General features: G+C 67.8%; 19 protein-coding genes. 4 read left to right on the top strand and 15 right to left on the bottom strand.

Going from position 1 to position 15560, the window contains the following annotated elements; genetic code table 11:
- Positions 1-13: 13 nt before the first annotated feature.
- Both EV683_RS06900 and fumC read right to left on the bottom strand, forming a co-directional pair.
- Positions 14-619 carry a TetR/AcrR family transcriptional regulator gene (locus EV683_RS06900; RefSeq protein WP_131862287.1) on the bottom strand — a complete coding sequence of 202 codons (606 nt, stop codon included), beginning with the start codon at positions 617-619 and terminating at the stop codon, positions 14-16.
- 94 nt (positions 620-713) lie between these two features.
- Positions 714-2120: a class II fumarate hydratase gene (gene fumC / locus EV683_RS06895; RefSeq protein WP_131862286.1), complete on the bottom strand. Its 1407-nt coding sequence runs from the start codon at positions 2118-2120 to the stop codon at positions 714-716.
- 182 nt (positions 2121-2302) lie between these two features.
- Here fumC and EV683_RS06890 point away from each other — a divergent pair, with 182 nt between their 5' ends.
- A complete protein-coding gene (locus EV683_RS06890) occupies positions 2303-3829 on the top strand; it encodes a fumarate hydratase (protein WP_131862285.1) in 1527 nt (508 codons plus the stop codon).
- A 165-nt stretch (positions 3830-3994) separates the two neighbouring features.
- Positions 3995-4978 carry a bile acid:sodium symporter family protein gene (locus EV683_RS06885; protein WP_243694735.1) on the top strand — a complete coding sequence of 328 codons (984 nt, stop codon included), beginning with the start codon at positions 3995-3997 and terminating at the stop codon, positions 4976-4978.
- A 123-nt stretch (positions 4979-5101) separates the two neighbouring features.
- On the opposite strand, the gene EV683_RS06880 is transcribed toward EV683_RS06885, so the two are convergent.
- The 10 genes from EV683_RS06880 to smpB all read right to left on the bottom strand — a co-directional run bounded on the left by EV683_RS06880 (position 5102) and on the right by smpB (position 11107).
- Entirely contained in the window at positions 5102-5515 is a 414-nt protein-coding gene (locus tag EV683_RS06880) for a DUF2721 domain-containing protein (protein WP_066611655.1), read from the bottom strand.
- Positions 5515-6186 carry a L,D-transpeptidase gene (locus tag EV683_RS06875; protein WP_131862283.1) on the bottom strand — a complete coding sequence of 224 codons (672 nt, stop codon included), beginning with the start codon at positions 6184-6186 and terminating at the stop codon, positions 5515-5517. Before EV683_RS06875 ends, EV683_RS06880 begins: the two co-directional genes overlap by 1 nt.
- A complete protein-coding gene (locus EV683_RS06870; protein WP_066611651.1) occupies positions 6167-6664 on the bottom strand; it encodes a L,D-transpeptidase in 498 nt (165 codons plus the stop codon). The genes EV683_RS06875 and EV683_RS06870 overlap by 20 nt, the downstream gene beginning before the upstream one ends.
- Positions 6661-7398, bottom strand: coding sequence for a tRNA adenosine(34) deaminase TadA (tadA, locus tag EV683_RS06865; protein WP_131862282.1), 738 nt, complete (start codon positions 7396-7398; stop codon positions 6661-6663). The genes EV683_RS06870 and tadA overlap by 4 nt, the downstream gene beginning before the upstream one ends.
- A gap of 50 nt (positions 7399-7448) precedes the next feature.
- On the bottom strand, positions 7449-7724 hold the full coding sequence (locus tag EV683_RS06860) for a hypothetical protein (protein WP_131862281.1): 276 nt from the start codon (positions 7722-7724) through the stop codon (positions 7449-7451).
- Positions 7721-8098 carry a phage holin family protein gene (locus EV683_RS06855; protein WP_131862280.1) on the bottom strand — a complete coding sequence of 126 codons (378 nt, stop codon included), beginning with the start codon at positions 8096-8098 and terminating at the stop codon, positions 7721-7723. Before EV683_RS06855 ends, EV683_RS06860 begins: the two co-directional genes overlap by 4 nt.
- Before the next feature lie 3 nt (positions 8099-8101).
- Entirely contained in the window at positions 8102-8416 is a 315-nt protein-coding gene (locus EV683_RS06850) for an ElaB/YgaM/YqjD family protein (protein ID WP_066611642.1), read from the bottom strand.
- A 273-nt stretch (positions 8417-8689) separates the two neighbouring features.
- Positions 8690-10267: a glutamine-hydrolyzing GMP synthase gene (gene guaA / locus EV683_RS06845; RefSeq protein ID WP_131862279.1), complete on the bottom strand. Its 1578-nt coding sequence runs from the start codon at positions 10265-10267 to the stop codon at positions 8690-8692.
- A gap of 33 nt (positions 10268-10300) precedes the next feature.
- Positions 10301-10651, bottom strand: a complete 351-nt coding sequence (locus tag EV683_RS06840) for a hypothetical protein (protein WP_066611637.1) — start codon at positions 10649-10651, stop codon at positions 10301-10303.
- 6 nt (positions 10652-10657) lie between these two features.
- Entirely contained in the window at positions 10658-11107 is a 450-nt protein-coding gene (smpB, locus tag EV683_RS06835) for an SsrA-binding protein SmpB (RefSeq protein WP_066611635.1), read from the bottom strand.
- Positions 11108-11271: 164 nt separating this feature from the next.
- Between smpB and EV683_RS06830 the strand changes: the two genes are divergently transcribed.
- Together EV683_RS06830 and EV683_RS06825 are read left to right on the top strand one after the other, a co-directional pair.
- On the top strand, positions 11272-11709 hold the full coding sequence (locus tag EV683_RS06830) for a type II toxin-antitoxin system RatA family toxin (RefSeq protein WP_066611632.1): 438 nt from the start codon (positions 11272-11274) through the stop codon (positions 11707-11709).
- A complete protein-coding gene (locus EV683_RS06825; RefSeq protein WP_131862278.1) occupies positions 11702-12019 on the top strand; it encodes an RnfH family protein in 318 nt (105 codons plus the stop codon). Before EV683_RS06830 ends, EV683_RS06825 begins: the two co-directional genes overlap by 8 nt.
- A 69-nt stretch (positions 12020-12088) precedes the next feature.
- Here EV683_RS06825 and EV683_RS06820 read toward each other — a convergent pair whose 3' ends face one another.
- The 3 genes from EV683_RS06820 to eno form a co-directional block, all read right to left on the bottom strand.
- Complete coding sequence (locus EV683_RS06820; protein ID WP_066611625.1) at positions 12089-13879, bottom strand: GGDEF domain-containing protein; 1791 nt, start codon at positions 13877-13879, stop codon at positions 12089-12091.
- A gap of 100 nt (positions 13880-13979) precedes the next feature.
- On the bottom strand, positions 13980-14270 hold the full coding sequence (gene ftsB / locus EV683_RS06815) for a cell division protein FtsB (protein WP_066611620.1): 291 nt from the start codon (positions 14268-14270) through the stop codon (positions 13980-13982).
- 4 nt (positions 14271-14274) lie between these two features.
- A complete protein-coding gene (eno, locus tag EV683_RS06810; protein ID WP_066611618.1) occupies positions 14275-15558 on the bottom strand; it encodes a phosphopyruvate hydratase in 1284 nt (427 codons plus the stop codon).
- Positions 15559-15560 lie beyond the last annotated feature (2 nt).

Genomic DNA, 15560 nt, shown 5'->3' with positions numbered 1-15560 from the left:
GCTGCAAGGGCGGTCAGCGCGCGGCGGATTCGCCGGCCAGCCGCGCGCGGGTGTCGTCGCGCATCGCATAGAGCGCGTCGGGGCAGCGCTCGACCTTGGCGCGCAGCGCGGCGCCGAGCCAGGCCGAGTACAGCGCGTCGGCGAACTGGCGCGGCGTGGTCGGACAACAGACCGAGCCGTCGGCGACGCCCTGCTCGACCACCGCGGCGATGCGGCCGACGATGCGCGCCATGCCGCTACTCAGCGTCGCGCGCATCGGCTCGGACAGGTCGCACACCTCGCCGGCGAGTTTCACCACCAGGCAGCCGCCGTGCTCGGGCGTGCACGCGCTGGCGACCCAGCCGTCGAAATAGGCGAGCAGGCGTTCGCGCGCCGAGGCGCCGGGTGTGCTCAGCCGCTCGTCCATCGAGGCGTCGTAACGGTCGAAGTAGCGGGCCAGCAGCGCGACGCCGTAGTCCTCCTTCGACTTGAAGTAGTGGTAGAACGAACCCTTGGGCACGTTCGCCGCGGACAACAGCTCGGTCAGCCCGGCGGCGGTGAAGCCGCGGCTTTTGACGAGCGCTTCGCCGGTGGCGAGGATGTGCTCGCGGGTGTCGTGAAAGAGATTCGGTCTGGCCATGACCGGATTCTAATAGACCGATCGTCTAGTTTCAAGCCGGCACGCCGCCGCGGGCGCGGGTCAGGGTTGGCCGAGCGGTCCCGCAGCCACCGCGCTAGCCGTTCCGGCTGCGGCGCAGGTCGCCGACCATGTCCTCGGGTCGCACCCAGGCGTCGAACTCGTCGCCTGTGAGGTGGCCGCTGGCGATCGCCGCGGAGCGCAAGGTCGTGCCCTCGCGGTGCGCCTTCTTGGCGATCTCGGCGGCCTTGTCGTAGCCGATGTGCGGGTTCAGCGCGGTGACCAGCATCAGCGACTTGTCCAGCAGTTCGGCGATGCGGTCGCGGCGCGCCTCGATGCCGACCGCGCAGTGCTCGTTGAAGCTCGTCATGCCGTCGGCCAGCAGCCGCACGCTTTGCAGCACGTTGTGGATGATCAGTGGCTTGAACACGTTCAGCTCGAAGTTGCCGCTGGCACCGCCGATATTCACCGCGACGTCGTTGCCGAACACCTGCGCGCACGCCATCGTCAGCGCCTCGCTCTGCGTCGGGTTGATCTTGCCGGGCATGATCGAACTGCCCGGCTCGTTTTCGGGCAGGGACAATTCGCCGATGCCGCAGCGCGGGCCGCTGGCGAGCCAGCGCACGTCGTTGGCGATCTTGAACAGCGCGGCGGCCAGCGTCTTCAAGACGCCGTGCGCGTGCACCAGCGCGTCGTGCGCCGCGAGCGCCTCGAACTTGTTCGGCGCCGATACGAAGGGCTGGCCGGTGTCGTGCGCGAGCAGCGCGGCGACGCGCGCACCGAATTCCGGGTGGGCGTTCAGGCCGGTGCCGACCGCGGTGCCGCCGAGCGCGAGCTCCGCCAGGTGCGGCAGCGCGGCTTCGAGGTGCCGGTAGCTCTGCTCGAGCTGGGCGACGTAGCCGGAGAATTCCTGACCGAGCGTCAAAGGTGTCGCGTCCTGCAGGTGGGTGCGGCCGATCTTGACGATGTCGGTGAAGTCGTCGGCCTTGGCCGCCAGCGTCGCGGCCAGCGCGTCGAGCGCCGGCAGCAGCGCGCCGGTCAGCGCGCTGACGGCGGCGACGTGCATCGCGGTCGGGAACACGTCGTTCGACGACTGACCGCGGTTGACGTCGTCGTTCGGGTGCACGAGGCGCGCCTCGCCGCGCGGCCCGCCGAGCAGTTCGCTGGCGCGGTTGGCGAGCACCTCGTTCATGTTCATGTTGGTCTGCGTGCCCGAGCCGGTCTGCCACACCGCGAGCGGGAACTCGTCCGGATGCCGGCCTTCGATCACCTCGTCGGCGGCGGCGGCGATCGCCTCGGCCTTGTCGACCGGCAGTTGGCCGAGCTCGGCGTTGACGAGCGCGGCGGCGCGCTTGACGCGCGCGAGCGCGACGATCAGCTCGGCCGGCATCTTTTCGGTCGAGATGCGGAAGTTCTCCAGCGAGCGCTGCGTCTGCGCGCCCCACAGGCGGTCGGCGGGCACCGCGATGTCGCCGAAGCTGTCGCGTTCGATGCGGGTGTTCATCTGCCACTCCTCTTCACGCTCGGCCGGCGCCGCGAAAGGCGGCCGGACCTAGGGTTTTTCCTCATGCCCACGCCGCTTGTGCAGAGCAACAAGGTCAAAAAACAGGCAATCGCGGTGGTACAATTTTCGGCGCCGCGGGGGCGTTGCGCCCTATCCAAACAACCTGAATGCGAGACCCAGGCATGACCATCATCCGTCAGGAAGACTTCATCCAGAGCATCGCCGATGCCTTCCAGTACATCAGCTGCTACCACCCTAAAGATTACATCGACGCGCTGTACAAGGCTTACCAGCACGAGGAAAGCCCGGCGGCCAAGGACGCCATGGCGCAGATCCTGATCAACAGCCGCATGTGCGCCGAAGGCCGTCGCCCGATCTGCCAGGATACCGGCATCGCCGTGGTCTTCCTCAAGGTGGGGATGAAGGTGCAGTGGGACGCGCAGCTTTCCGTGCAGGAGATGGTCAACGAGGGCGTGCGCCGCGCCTACAACCATCCGGACAACAAGCTCAGGGCCTCGGTGCTGCTCGACCCGGCCGGTCTGCGCAAGAATTCCAAGGACAACACCCCGGCCGTCGTGCACTTCGAGATCGTCGAAGGCGACGGCGTCGAGGTGATCTGCGCCGCTAAGGGCGGCGGCTCGGAAAACAAGTCCAAGCTCGTGATGCTGAACCCGTCCGACTCCATCGTCGACTGGGTGATCAAGACCGTGCCGACCATGGGCGCCGGCTGGTGTCCGCCGGGCATCCTCGGCATCGGCATCGGCGGCACGCCGGAAAAGGCGATGCTGCTGGCCAAGGAATCGCTGATGGACCACGTCGACATCCACGAGCTGAAGGCCAAGGCCGACAGCGGCGCGGAACTGACCAAGGTCGAAGCGCTGCGCCTGGAGATCTTCGAGAAGGTCAACGCGCTGGGCATCGGCGCGCAGGGCCTCGGCGGCCTGACCACGGTTCTGGACGTGAAGATCCTCGACTACCCGACCCACGCCGCCTCGCTGCCGGTCGCGATGATCCCGAACTGCGCCGCCACCCGCCACATCCACTTCCACCTGGACGGCAGCGGCCCGGCCCACCTCGAGGCGCCGAGCCTGGAAGACTGGCCGGACATCACCTACGACGCCTCCAACGGCCGCCGCGTCGACCTCGACACCATCACCCCGGAAGAAGTGGCGAGCTGGCAGCCCGGCGACGTGCTGCTCCTGAACGGCAAGATCCTCACCGGCCGCGACGCCGCGCACAAGCGCATGGTCGACATGCTGAACAAGGGCGAGAAGCTGCCGGTCGACTTCACCAACCGCTTCATCTACTACGTCGGCCCGGTCGATCCGGTGCGTGACGAAGTGGTCGGCCCGGCCGGCCCGACCACCGCGACCCGCATGGACAAGTTCACCCGCCAGATGCTCGAGCAGACCGGCCTTCTGGGCATGATCGGCAAGGCCGAGCGCGGCCCGGCGGCGATCGACGCGATCCGCGACAACAAGGCGGTGTACCTGATGGCGGTCGGCGGCTCGGCTTACCTGGTGTCCAAGGCGATCAAGGCGGCCCGCGTGGTCGGCTTCGAGGACCTCGGCATGGAGGCGATCTACGAGTTCGAGGTCAAGGACATGCCGGTGACCGTCGCGGTCGACGCCTGTGGCACCTCGGTACACAACACCGGCCCGGCCGAATGGCGCGTCAAGATCGGCAAGATCCCGGTCGCGACCGCGTAATCGCCCCCGAACAGGCTCGGCCAACGTTGGCCGAGCCGCTAACGGGAACCGGCGCCGTGCGCCGGTTTTTTCATGGCCGCGATAAGCGGCCGCGGTTTGCCGCGCGCGCCTTTTGCGGCGCACAATAGACGGCTCGCAAACGACAGCAAGGGAAGGAGGCGCCGCGTGCAGTGGCTGAAAAAACTCGGGCTGGACGGCTTCATGCTGGCGCTGATCGGCGCGGTGGCGCTGTCGGCCGTCTGGCCGGAACTGGGGCGCAGCGGCGGCCTGGTGAAGATCGAATATTTCACCGGCTACGGCGTCGCCGTGGTGTTCCTGCTCTACGGTCTGACGCTGTCGCCGCAAAAGCTCAGGGAAGGGCTGTTCAACTGGCGCCTGCATGCGACGGTGCAGCTGTCGACCTTCCTGTTGTTCCCGCTGCTGGGCCTCGCGCTGGTGTCCGCGCTCGGCGGCGTGCTGGTGCCGGCCTTGGCGCTCGGCTTCTTTTTCCTCGCCGCGCTGCCGTCGACGGTGTCCTCGTCGGTGGCGATGACGTCGATCGCCAAGGGCAACGTGCCTGGCGCGATCTTCAACGCCAGCCTGTCCAGCCTGATCGGCGTGTTCCTGACGCCGCTGTGGGTCAACGCCTACCTGAAGGCCAGCGGCGTCGCCTTCGACCTGTGGCCGGTGATCCTCAAGGTGGTGATGCTGGTGCTGCTGCCGATCGCGCTCGGCCAACTGTTGCGCCCGCTGCTGATCAAGTGGCTGACGCGCCACGCCGCGCTGACGCGGCTGCTCGACCGTGCGACCATCCTCGCCATCGTGCTCAACTCTTTCTCCGACTCGGTCGCCGAGGGCGTGTGGGCCGAGCACGGGGCTTCGACCATCGCGCTGATCGCCGGCCTGTCGGTCGGCCTGTTCGTGCTGGTGTACGTCTTGATGCAGTGGGCGTGCCGCCGGCTCGGCTTCGACCGCGGCGACACCATCGCCTGCACCTTTTGCGGCTCGAAGAAGTCGCTCGCCGCCGGCGTGCCGATGGCCAAGGTCATGTTCGGCGCCAACCCGGCGCTCGGCCTGATCATCGCGCCGATCATGCTCTACCACTTCCTGCAGCTGGTGATGGTCAGCTACCTGGCGCGCCGTCTCGGCGAGCAGGGCGGCGCGCCTTGAGCGCTGGCCACGCCGGCAAAAAGCCCCGCGGTCGCGGGGCTTGCTTCATCGGCACGGCAGAGGCTCGGCGCGCCGTTTGACGGCGCGCGGGCACGCTCGGCCAAGGCGGCGAGAGGCAAGCTCTCAGCGCTCGTCGCGCAGCGCCTCGAGGTCGGACAGCAGCACGTTGAGCGCCTCGGTCGACATCTTCAGCTCGATCAGCGACATCGCCAGCGACGCGATCATCAGCGCGAGGCTGAGCCCGAAGGTCAGTTGCGCGACGTGCTGCCAGCCGAGGTAGAGCTGGAGCATCGCGACCACGGTGAAAAACAGGCTGCCGATGCCGAGCGCCTGCATCCACTTGATCAGGCTGATGCGCCGCCTGAGGTTGCCGATCTGCAGCACGATCTTCTGGTCGGGCGTCTTCTGGTAGTCCTCGAACAGGTTGCGGATGATGCCGGCCAGCGCGAGGTAGCGGTTGGTGTAGGCCAGCAGCAGGAGCGAGATCGCCGGGAACAGCAGGCCCGGCGTGTTCATCGACAGTTCGAGCGGCGCCATCAGCCGTTCTCCTCGATCACCACGTCGGTGCCGTTCGGCGTGCGTTCGTACAGGTCGATCACGTCCTCGCTCTTCATGCGCACGCAGCCGAGCGAGGTCGGCGTGCCGTAGGCGACGTGCTGCCCGGCGCCATGGATGTAGATGAAGCGCTCGTAGCTGTCGACGTCGCCACCCTGGTTCTTGCCCGGCTCCATGCCGCACAGCCACAGGATGCGCGTCAGGATCCAGTCCTTGTTCGGATATTGCTCGTGCAGCGCACGCGTGTACTTCCACGGCGTGACCTCGCGGCGGAAGATGATGGTGTCGGCTTCGACGCCGTCGCCAATGCGTTCGCACACGCGGTGCCAGCCGCGCGGCGTCTGGTAGCTGTTCTTCAGTTCGCCGACGCCGTTCTTCGCCGTCGAGACTTCGTAGTGCCTGACCGGCAAGCCCCAGCCGTCGAAATAGGTCAGCCGCTGGCTTTTCACGTCGACGCGGATCCACGGCCGGCCGTAGCTGTACGGGTTGGGCGTGGTGGGGGTCAGCGGGCCGTCGGTGTTGGCCGACAACACGAAAGCCGCCGTCCCGGCAGGTTCGGGCGGGAGCGGCGGCGGCGCGGTCTGCGCCGCCGCCGCGAGGGCCGCGAAGCCGAGGCCGGCGGCGGCGAGCCGGCTAGCGCAGCGGGTGTTCATGTTCCACGATCTCCACCGCCGTGCCGGCTGGCACGGCGTCGAACAGTTCCACAATGTCAGTATTGCGCATCCTGATGCAGCCGTGCGAGCCGGGTTGGCCGAGCTCGACCGCGTCGGGCGTGCCGTGGATGTAGATGTAGCGCGCGAAGGTGTCGACCTGACCGAGCCGGTTGCGGCCCGGCTCCGTGCCGCACAGCCACAGGATGCGCGTCAGGATCCAGTCGCGCGCGGGCTGCGCCGCGTAGGCGGCGGCATCGCACACTTCGCCGGTCGGGCGACGGCCGACGAACACCGCGCCCAGCGGCGCGTGATCGCCTATCCTGGCGCGCACGTAGTGGCGGCCGCGCGGCGTCTGGTAGCTGTTCTTGCGTTCGCCGGCGCCGTTCTTCGCCGTCGACACCGGGTAGCTTTTCGCGACGCGGCCGGCGTCGTCGACGAGGTCGAGCCGCTGGGCGTCGAGGTAGATCATCAGTTTCATGTGGTCTTGTCTTCCTCGCGGCGGCGGCGGAAAAAATCGGATAGCTGGTGCGCGCAGGCGGCCTCGTCGGCGCCGGCGAACACCGCCGTGTGCGGGTTCAGCGCCTTGACGGCGAACAGGTCGAGCTGGCTGCCGGCGGCGCCGGTCTTGGCGTCGGCGGCGCCGTAGATCACGCGGTCTAGCCGCGCGTGCAGGATGGCGCCGGCGCACATCGGGCAGGGTTCGAGCGTCACGTAGAGGTCGCAGCCGGACAGCCGGTAATTGCCGAGCGCGGCGGCTGCGGCCCGGAGCGCCTGCATCTCGGCGTGCGCCGACGGGTCGGACAGGCCGATCGGCCGGTTGTAGCCGCGCCCGACGATTTCGCCGCGCTGGACGACGACGGCGCCGACCGGCACCTCGCCCTCGCCGGCGGCGCGGTCGGCGAGCGCGCGCGCCTCGGCCATGAAGCGCGCCGTTTCTGCGCTCGGCGGCGGCAGCCGCACCGGCGGATGCCCGGCCAACATCAGCTTCAGCCGCGCGCGGTCGGCATCGGAGAGCTGGCGCCAGTGCACGCCGCGCGCAGCGGCCTCGAGCGCGAACAGCAGTCGCTCGGTCGCGGTCAGCCCGGCCGCCTTCAGGAGCAGGAAGGCGCGTACCGCGCCGCAGGCGGCGAGCGCGTCGCGGCCGGCGATGCCCAGTTCGGCCAGGCGGGCTATCGCCTTCGGCGGCAGCGGAGGGGAGGTGAGCGCATCCATAAGCCCCGATTATACCGGGGCGGACGCGGGACGATGCGGGCGAGAGGGAATCAGGCGCGCGACCACAGGCGGCGCAGCGTGCCGACGAGCAGCGCGCCCTTGGCGGCGGTCTTGAGCAGCGCGCGCGCGCGACCGCGCGGCATCAGCAGGGCGGCCAGACCGATCAGCGTCTTGAAGCGCGACGCGCCGCGCCACAATTCGGCGCCGCCGCCGGCGACGGCGAGCGGGCCGCGCCACTGCTGCATCTCGAGGCCGAGCTTGATCCGCAGCGCCTCGCCCTTCATCAGCAGCAGTTCCTTGCGCAGGCGACGGTCGGCGTGGTTCATGGCGTTTCGCGGCCGGACAGCGTCTGCCAGTCGCGGCGCACCTCGTTCAGCGTGCTCGAGAAGGGCTGCGGCGCGAGCGCGAGACGGCGCTTTAGCCACCACAGCAGCAACAGGCCGACCAGCAGGAACACGGCGGTCAGCCCGCCGAGCACGGTGGCGCGCAGCTCGCCGGGGGTGACGGTCATCACGAACAGCAGCAAGGCGATCAGGCCGACCAGCAGCGCGACCATCGCGGCCACCCCGGTGACGAGGTGGCCGATCAGGCGCTCCTGCTGTTCCTGCGCTTCGATGCCGAGCAGCTCGGCCCGGGTCAGCGCCAGCGAGACGAGGCCGTTCAGGATCGAGCGCAGGCTGCCGGGGCGGGGTGCGCTCATCGTTTAGCGGCGGGAGACCAACAGACCGAGCAGGAAAGCGCCGGCGGCGGCGACGCCGATCGATTTCCACGGGTTTTCGTGCACGTACTGGTCGGTGGCGCGGGCGGCGGCGCGGGCCTTCTCGACGGCGGCGTGCTCGGCCTCGACCAGGCGTGCCTTGGCAAGCTTGAGGTTGGCGGCGACCTTGGCCTTCAGTTCCTGGGTCTTCTCGCCGCCTTCGTCGCCGGCGGCGGCCAGCAATTCCTCGGTGCTGTTGAGCACGCTGCGCACGTCGGCCAGCAGTCTTTCCTTGTCGGCTTGCAGGGTTTGCTCGGACATCTTGATCTCCTTCGGTTCGATTCGACTTCGGGGGCGAGGTTGGCCGGGGCCGTCCGCGCGATGAAATGGAGCGTGGTTTACGCTAACAGAGGCTTCACGCCAACGTCAAACTGTATGGCATGGCTTTCATCGCCGATGACGCTTGCGCGCGCTGCGCTCGCCCTACCATGTTTAGCACGCCGGCGATGGGCCGCCATGCCGGGGCCACGGTTCGGCCGGCATGAAAAAAGCGCAGCCGGCGGGCTGCGCTTGTTCAGGGTTGGCCGAGCCGGCTCATTCCCACTCGATGGTCGCCGGCGGCTTGCCGCTCACGTCGTAGACGACGCGGTTGATGCCGCGCACCTCGTTGATGATGCGGTTGGACGCGCGGCCCAGCAGGCTGTACGGCAGTTCGGCCCAGTGCGCGGTCATGAAGTCGCTGGTGACCACCGCGCGCAGCGCGACGACGTAGTCGTAGGTGCGGCCGTCGCCCATCACGCCGACCGACTTCACCGGCAGGAAGACGGCGAAGGCCTGGCTGGTCAGCTCGTACCAGCTCTTGCCGGTCTTCTCGTCGACGGTGTTGCGCAGCTCTTCGATGAAGATCGCGTCGGCACGGCGCAACAGGTCGGCGTATTCCATCTTCACTTCGCCGAGGATGCGCACGCCCAGGCCCGGGCCCGGGAACGGGTGGCGGTAGACCATGTCGTGCGGCAGGCCGAGCGCGACGCCGAGCTGGCGCACTTCGTCCTTGAACAGGTCGCGCAGCGGCTCGAGCAGCTTGAGGTTCATGTCCTCGGGCAGGCCGCCGACGTTGTGGTGGCTCTTGATCGCGTGCGCCTTGCCGGTCTTGGCGCCGGCCGACTCGATCACGTCCGGGTAGATGGTGCCCTGCGCCAGCCACTTGGCGTTGGTCAGCTTGGCCGATTCGCGCTGGAACACCTCGACGAACTCGGCGCCGATGATCTTGCGCTTCTTCTCCGGGTCGGTCTCGCCGGCGAGCTTGCCCATGAACTGCGCGGAGGCGTCGACCTGGATCACCTTCACGCCGAGGTTCTGCGCGAACATTTCCATCACCATCTTGCCTTCGTTCAGGCGAAGAAGGCCGTGGTCGACGAACACGCAGGTCAGCTGGTCGCCGATCGCGCGGTGGATCAGCGCGGCCGCCACCGAGGAGTCGACGCCGCCGGACAGGCCGAGGATGACTTCCTCGTCGCCGACCTGCTCGCGGATCTTCTGCACCGCTTCCTCGATGTAGTTCGGCATCGTCCACGACGGCTTGGCGCCGGCGACGTGCAGCACGAAGCGGTGCAGCATCTCGGTGCCGCGCTTGGTGTGGGTCACTTCCGGGTGGAACTGCACGGCGTAGAAGCCGCGGTCCTCGTCGGCCATCGCGGCGATCGGGCAGGACGGCGTCTCGGCGATCACCTTGAAGCCGGCCGGCATCTCGGTGACCTTGTCGCCGTGGCTCATCCACACGTCGAGGAAGCCGTTGCCGGCGTCGTCGACGCGGTCCTGCAGGCCCTCGAGGATCTTGGAGTGGTGGCGCGCCTGGATCTCGGCGTAGCCGAATTCGCGCGTCTCGCCGGCCTCGACCTTGCCGCCGAGCGTCTGCGCCATGAACTGCATGCCGTAGCAGATGCCCAGTACCGGCACGCCGAGCTCGAACACCGCCGGGTCGGCCTGGTAGTCGGACTCGTACACCGAGTTCGGGCCGCCGGACAGGATGACCGCTTTCGGCTGGAACGCGCGGATCTCGTCGATCGGCATGTCGAACGGGTGCAGTTCGCAGTAGACGTGGGCTTCGCGCACGCGGCGGGCGATCAACTGGGTCACCTGCGAGCCGAAGTCGAGAATCAGGATTTTGTCCATGTCTTTACCTTTGGAGACGGCCATGTCGGCCGGCTATTGCGAATCGTGGGGTTGGCCGAGCCGGCGGCGTCGGCCGCGCGACGGGATGCGGGAACTCTGCGCCAGCAGCATCAGCACGCCGGCGAGCACCATGCCGAGCGAGAACACATGGCTGAAGCGCAGGCCGTAGCGGTCGTTGAGGTAGACCGCCGCGCCGGCGTAGATCAGCAGCGGCGCGCTGACGATGGAGCCTTTGTTCAGCCCGTCGAGCACGAACAGGCCGACGCCGGCGCCGGCCAGGAGGAGCGCCAGCACGGTCGCGGTGTCGGGCAACAGCGCGGTGCTCTTGAGGAACCACAGCGAGCCGAGGGTGATCAGGACGATGGGCCAGGAAAGGTTCTTCATCGCGGCTCATCTGCCCTTGTCGCGTACGAAGCGTTGCGCTTCGCGATCCAGTTCGCGCGCCTTGGCGCTGTCGCGCTTGTCGTGCTGCTTCTTGCCCTTGGCCAGGCCGACGTCGGCCTTGATGCGGCCTTTGGCGTAGTGCAGGTTCAGCGCGACCAGCGTGTAGCCGGCGCGTTCGACCTTGCCGATCAGCTTGTTGATCTCGGACTGGTTCAGTAGCAGCTTGCGTGGCCGGGTCGGGTCGGGCTTGACGTGGGTGGAGGCCGATTGCAGCGCGGTGATGTGGCAGCCGACCAGCCAGAAGGCGCCGTTTTTCCAGTGGATATAACTTTCCTTGAGCTGGACGCGCCCCGCGCGGATCGCCTTGACCTCCCAGCCTTCCAGCACCAGGCCGGCTTCGTAACGCTCTTCGATGAAATAGTCGTGAAAAGCTTTGCGGTTGTCGGTGATGCTCATGGAGTCGGGTCGCGGTTCCGAGAAGAATCCGCAATTGTAGCAAATTCGCGCCGCCCGCCAAAGTTGCGAGCAAATTCAGGCGTTTGCCCGGGCGCGCGGGGGCGCAGCCTTGTGCCGTCGCGCCCCGTTCGGTTATGTTAGCGACTTTGTCCGCAGCCCCCATCATGCCTCTCGTCGAGAAAAACGTTCTGGTGGCGCATACGCCCGAGCAGATGTTCCGGCTCGTCGACGACGTCGAGCACTATTCGCGCTTTCTGCCGTGGTGCGGCAAGGCCGAGGTGCATTCGCGCGACGACGCCGTGCTCGTCGCCAGCCTGCACATCGACTACCTCAAGGTGCGCCAGCACTTCACCACCCGCAACCTCAACGAGGCGCCGCACACGATCACGATGGAGCTGGTCGACGGCCCCTTCCGTCACCTAGAGGGGCGCTGGCACTTCCACGCGCTCGGCGACGTCGGCTGCAAGGTCGAGTTCGCGCTGCGCTACGAGTTCTCCAGCAAGCTGCTGGAGACGCTGATCGGCCCGGTGTTCGGCCATATCTCGGGCACGCTGGTCGACGCCTTCATCCGCGAGGCCGACAGGATCTACGGCGATGACTGAGCGCATCGAGGTCGAGGTCGCCTACGCGCGGCCGGACAAGCAGGCGATCGTCAAGCTGACGGTGGCGGCCGGCACCAGCGCCGAGGCGGCGGTGCGCGCCTCGCGCATCGTCGAGACCTTTCCCGAGATCGACCTCGCAAACCTCAGCCTCGGCGTGTTCGGCAAGGCGGTGCGCGGCGACGCCCCGTTGCGCGCCGGCGATCGCGTCGAGATCTACCGGCCGCTGCTGGCCGACCCGAAGGAGGTGCGCCGTCGCCGCGCCGCGGAAGGCCGCGCGATGAAGAAGGGCGGCGGTCCGGCCGGCGTCTGAGCGGCTCGGGTGCGCAAAAAAGCCAGGCCGGGCATCTGCCCGGCCTGGCTTTTTTGCTGCGCCGGACGGCTAGTGCGCGGCGGCGAGCGGGTTGCTGATGTCCTCGGCCGAACAGACGCGGTTCTTGCCGGCCAGCTTGGCCTGGTACATCGCCTGGTCGGCGCGCTCGATCACGTCGCTGTCGTTCTCGCCCAGGTGCCACTTGGCGACGCCGGCGCTGAAGGTGATCACCAGCCTGTCGTTGTTGGCGAGGAAGAAGGTGCGCGTCAGTTCGCGCTGCAGCCGCTGCAGCATCTGCAACGCGTCGTCGACCGGCGTGTCGGGCAGCAGGATCACGAACTCCTCGCCGCCGTAGCGTGCGACGATGTCGGTCGGGCGCGCGTTGTGGCGGATCACGTCGACCAGATACTTGAGCGCGTCGTCGCCGGCGAGGTGGCCGTAGCGGTCGTTCAGCTGCTTGAAGTTGTCGACGTCGATCAGCGCGAGGCAGAGCGGCTGACCGGTGCGTTCGGCACGGCTGATCTCGCGCTCGAAGTGCTCGATCAGGCCGCGGCGGTTGTAGGCGCCGGTCAGTTGGTCCTCGCGTACCTTGGCGCTGGTCGTCTCGAGCGCGACCTCGAGCTCGCGGATGCGCGCCTCGGCCGCGCTGACCTGCTCGCGCGCCGAGACCAGCTCGTCGCGCGACTGGCCGAGGTTCAGCTGCATCGCCGCGGTGTCCTCGAGCAACGCGCCGATGATGCCGCCCAGTTCGTCGACGTTGCGGGTGTGCTTGAGCTTTTCGCTGTGCCGGCCGATGCGCGTCTGGAAGTCGTCGGTGTTGTCGCTCATCTGCGCCAGCCGTGCGAGGAAGCGGTCGAGCAGCGCGCGCAGCGAGCTGGTCGCCTCGTCGAGCGAGGTCTTGAGCGTGCCCTGCTTGCGGATGACCTCCTTGAGCGAGGTTTCGAGCAGGTAGATCTGCTGCATCGACAGCGGCTCCTGCGCGAGCACCGCCTGCAGCGTGTCGATCTGGCCGACGAGGAAGCTGTCCGAGCGGTTCAGCTCGGCGATGTTGTCGAGCATCAGCTTGAGCAGGCTGGAGAGGCCGTGGACCAGCCGCTCTTCCTGCACCGCGTTGAGCTCCATCTTGATCATGAAGGCGCGCAGCCGCGGTACGAAGCGGTCGAGCGCACTCTCGTCGGCGACGCCGGCCAGCTCGTCGGCGAGCTCGGCCAACTGTTCGATCAGCTTGGGATGGGCGGTCAGCTGCGGTTCGATGCCCTGCTTGATGACGAAGGCGAGCGTCTTCTTCCATTGCCGCCAGCCGTGGCTCTCCACCGTGGCGGGGAGGTCGGCCGGGGCGTCGTCGGCCGGGGCGACGTCGATGCTGCCGCGCTGCGCCGGCGGCGCCGCCCAGTTGAGCACCAGGTTGTTCAGGGTGCGGTTCAGTTCGTCGGGCTGGTTGCCGAAATTGGTCAGCACGCGCTCGAGCGCGGCTTGCTTGTAGTGTTGCGGCAGGTCGCTCTGCCGCATGTCCCACTGGCGTACCAGCTCGTGGATCAGCGTCCCCCAGGGGCGCGCGAGCGCTTTGCCCTGCAGGCTTTGGCGCACGTAGTCGATCACCAGCTGCGGAACCTGTTCCCAGCGCGCGTCTTCCATCGCCTGCTTGAGGCGTGCTTGCAGCGGACGGGCGCCGGCTTGCGGGTTGGGCAGCGTCTCGAGCGCGTGCAGCAGCTGGCGGGCGAGCTTGTTTTCGCGCTCGACCGGTGTGCGCGCGATCTCGTGGTAGAGACGCTCGAAGTTTTCGGGGGTGGGCAGGAGCTTGCGCGAGGTCAGTTGCTTGAGCGTTTCTCGCGCGATGTCGATCGGGTTGTTGGTGGTCATCGCCCTGACTCGGTGGCCAAGCTTGCTTGCCTGTTTTTGGTGGTTGTTGTCGGTTGAAGCCGGTCCGGTCAAGCGGCGCCGGACGCGCCGGGCGGGCGGGTCAGCGGTGTGGGGTGTTGGCCGGGTCCAGTAACTGGAAAAATACCTCGCCTTGCCGGATCATGCCAAGTTCGTTGCGAGCGCGTTCTTCGATGGCGTCGGTGCCGACCTTGAGGTCGCGGACCTCGGCGGTCAGCGCCTGGTTGCGGGCGAGCAGCTGTTCGTTGCTCGCCCGCTGTGCCACGAGTTGCTTGTCGAGTTGCCAGACCCTGAGCCAGCTGCCCTTGCCGAACCATTGCGGCCATTGCAGGGACAGCAGCAGCGCTGCGAGGATCAGGGTCAGCCAGCGCATCGACTTACTTCAGGTGGTAGAAGGCCGAACGGCCCGGGTAGTAGGCGGCGTCGCCCAGCTCTTCCTCGATGCGGAGCAGCTGGTTGTACTTGGCCATGCGGTCGGAACGCGACAGCGAACCGGTCTTGATCTGCATGCAGTTGGTGGCGACGGCGAGGTCGGCGATGGTGCTGTCCTCGGTTTCGCCCGAGCGGTGGCTCATCACGCTGGTGTAGCCCGAACGCTTGGCCAGGTCGACCGCCTTCAGCGTTTCGGACAGCGTGCCGATCTGGTTGACCTTGACCAGCAGCGAGTTGGCCAGGCCCTGTTCGATGCCCTGCGCGAGGATCGCCGGGTTGGTGACGAACAGGTCGTCGCCGACGAGCTGGATGCGCTTGCCCAGACGCTCGGTCAGCACTTTCCAGCCGGCCCAGTCGTGTTCGCTCATGCCGTCCTCGATCGAGATGATCGGGTAGTTGTTGACCAGCGTCTCGAGGTAGTCGACGAACTGCTCGGAGGTCAGCGACAGGCCTTCGGCGGTCAGGTGGTACTTGCCGTCCTTGTAGAACTCGGACGAGGCGCAGTCGAGCGCCAGCATCACGTCGGAGCCGGCGACGTAGCCGGCGGCCTCGATCGCTTCGAGGATCAGCTTGATCGCGTCTTCGTGCGAGGCGAGGTTGGGGGCGAAGCCGCCCTCGTCGCCGACGGTGGTCGCGTAGCCCTTGGCGTCGCAGATCTTCTTCAGCGCGTGGAAGACCTCGGCGCCGCAGCGCAGCGCCTCGCGGAAGGTCTTGGCGCCGACCGGCATGATCATGAATTCCTGGATGTCCAGCGTGTTGTTGGCGTGCTCGCCGCCGTTGATGACGTTCATCATCGGCAGCGGCAGGCTCATCGGGCCGGCGCCGCCGAGGTAGCGGTACAGCGGCAGGCCGGCGTCTTCGGCGGCGGCGCGCGCGACGGCCATCGAGACGGCCAGCATCGCGTTGGCGCCGAGGCGGCTCTTGGTGTCGGTGCCGTCCAGCTCGATCAGGGTCTTGTCGATGAAGGCCTGGTCGGAGGCGTCCAGGCCGATGATCGCTTCGCAGATCTCGGTGTTGATGTTCTCGACGGCGCGGAGCACGCCCTTGCCGAGGTAACGGGCCTTGTCGCCGTCACGCAGTTCCAGCGCCTCTTTCTCGCCGGTGGAGGCGCCGGACGGCACCGCCGCGCGGCCCATCACGCCGGATTCCAGCAGCACGTCGGCTTCAACGGTGGGGTTGCCGCGCGAATCCAGGATTTCGCGGGCGACCACGTCGATGATCGAACTCATTC

Source organism: Crenobacter luteus (assembly GCF_004345725.1).
GTDB classification, from domain to species: Bacteria; Pseudomonadota; Gammaproteobacteria; order Burkholderiales; family Chromobacteriaceae; genus Crenobacter; species Crenobacter luteus.
Note: the sequence above shows the minus strand (reverse complement) of the source record. Positions and strands in the feature narration are given on the sequence as shown.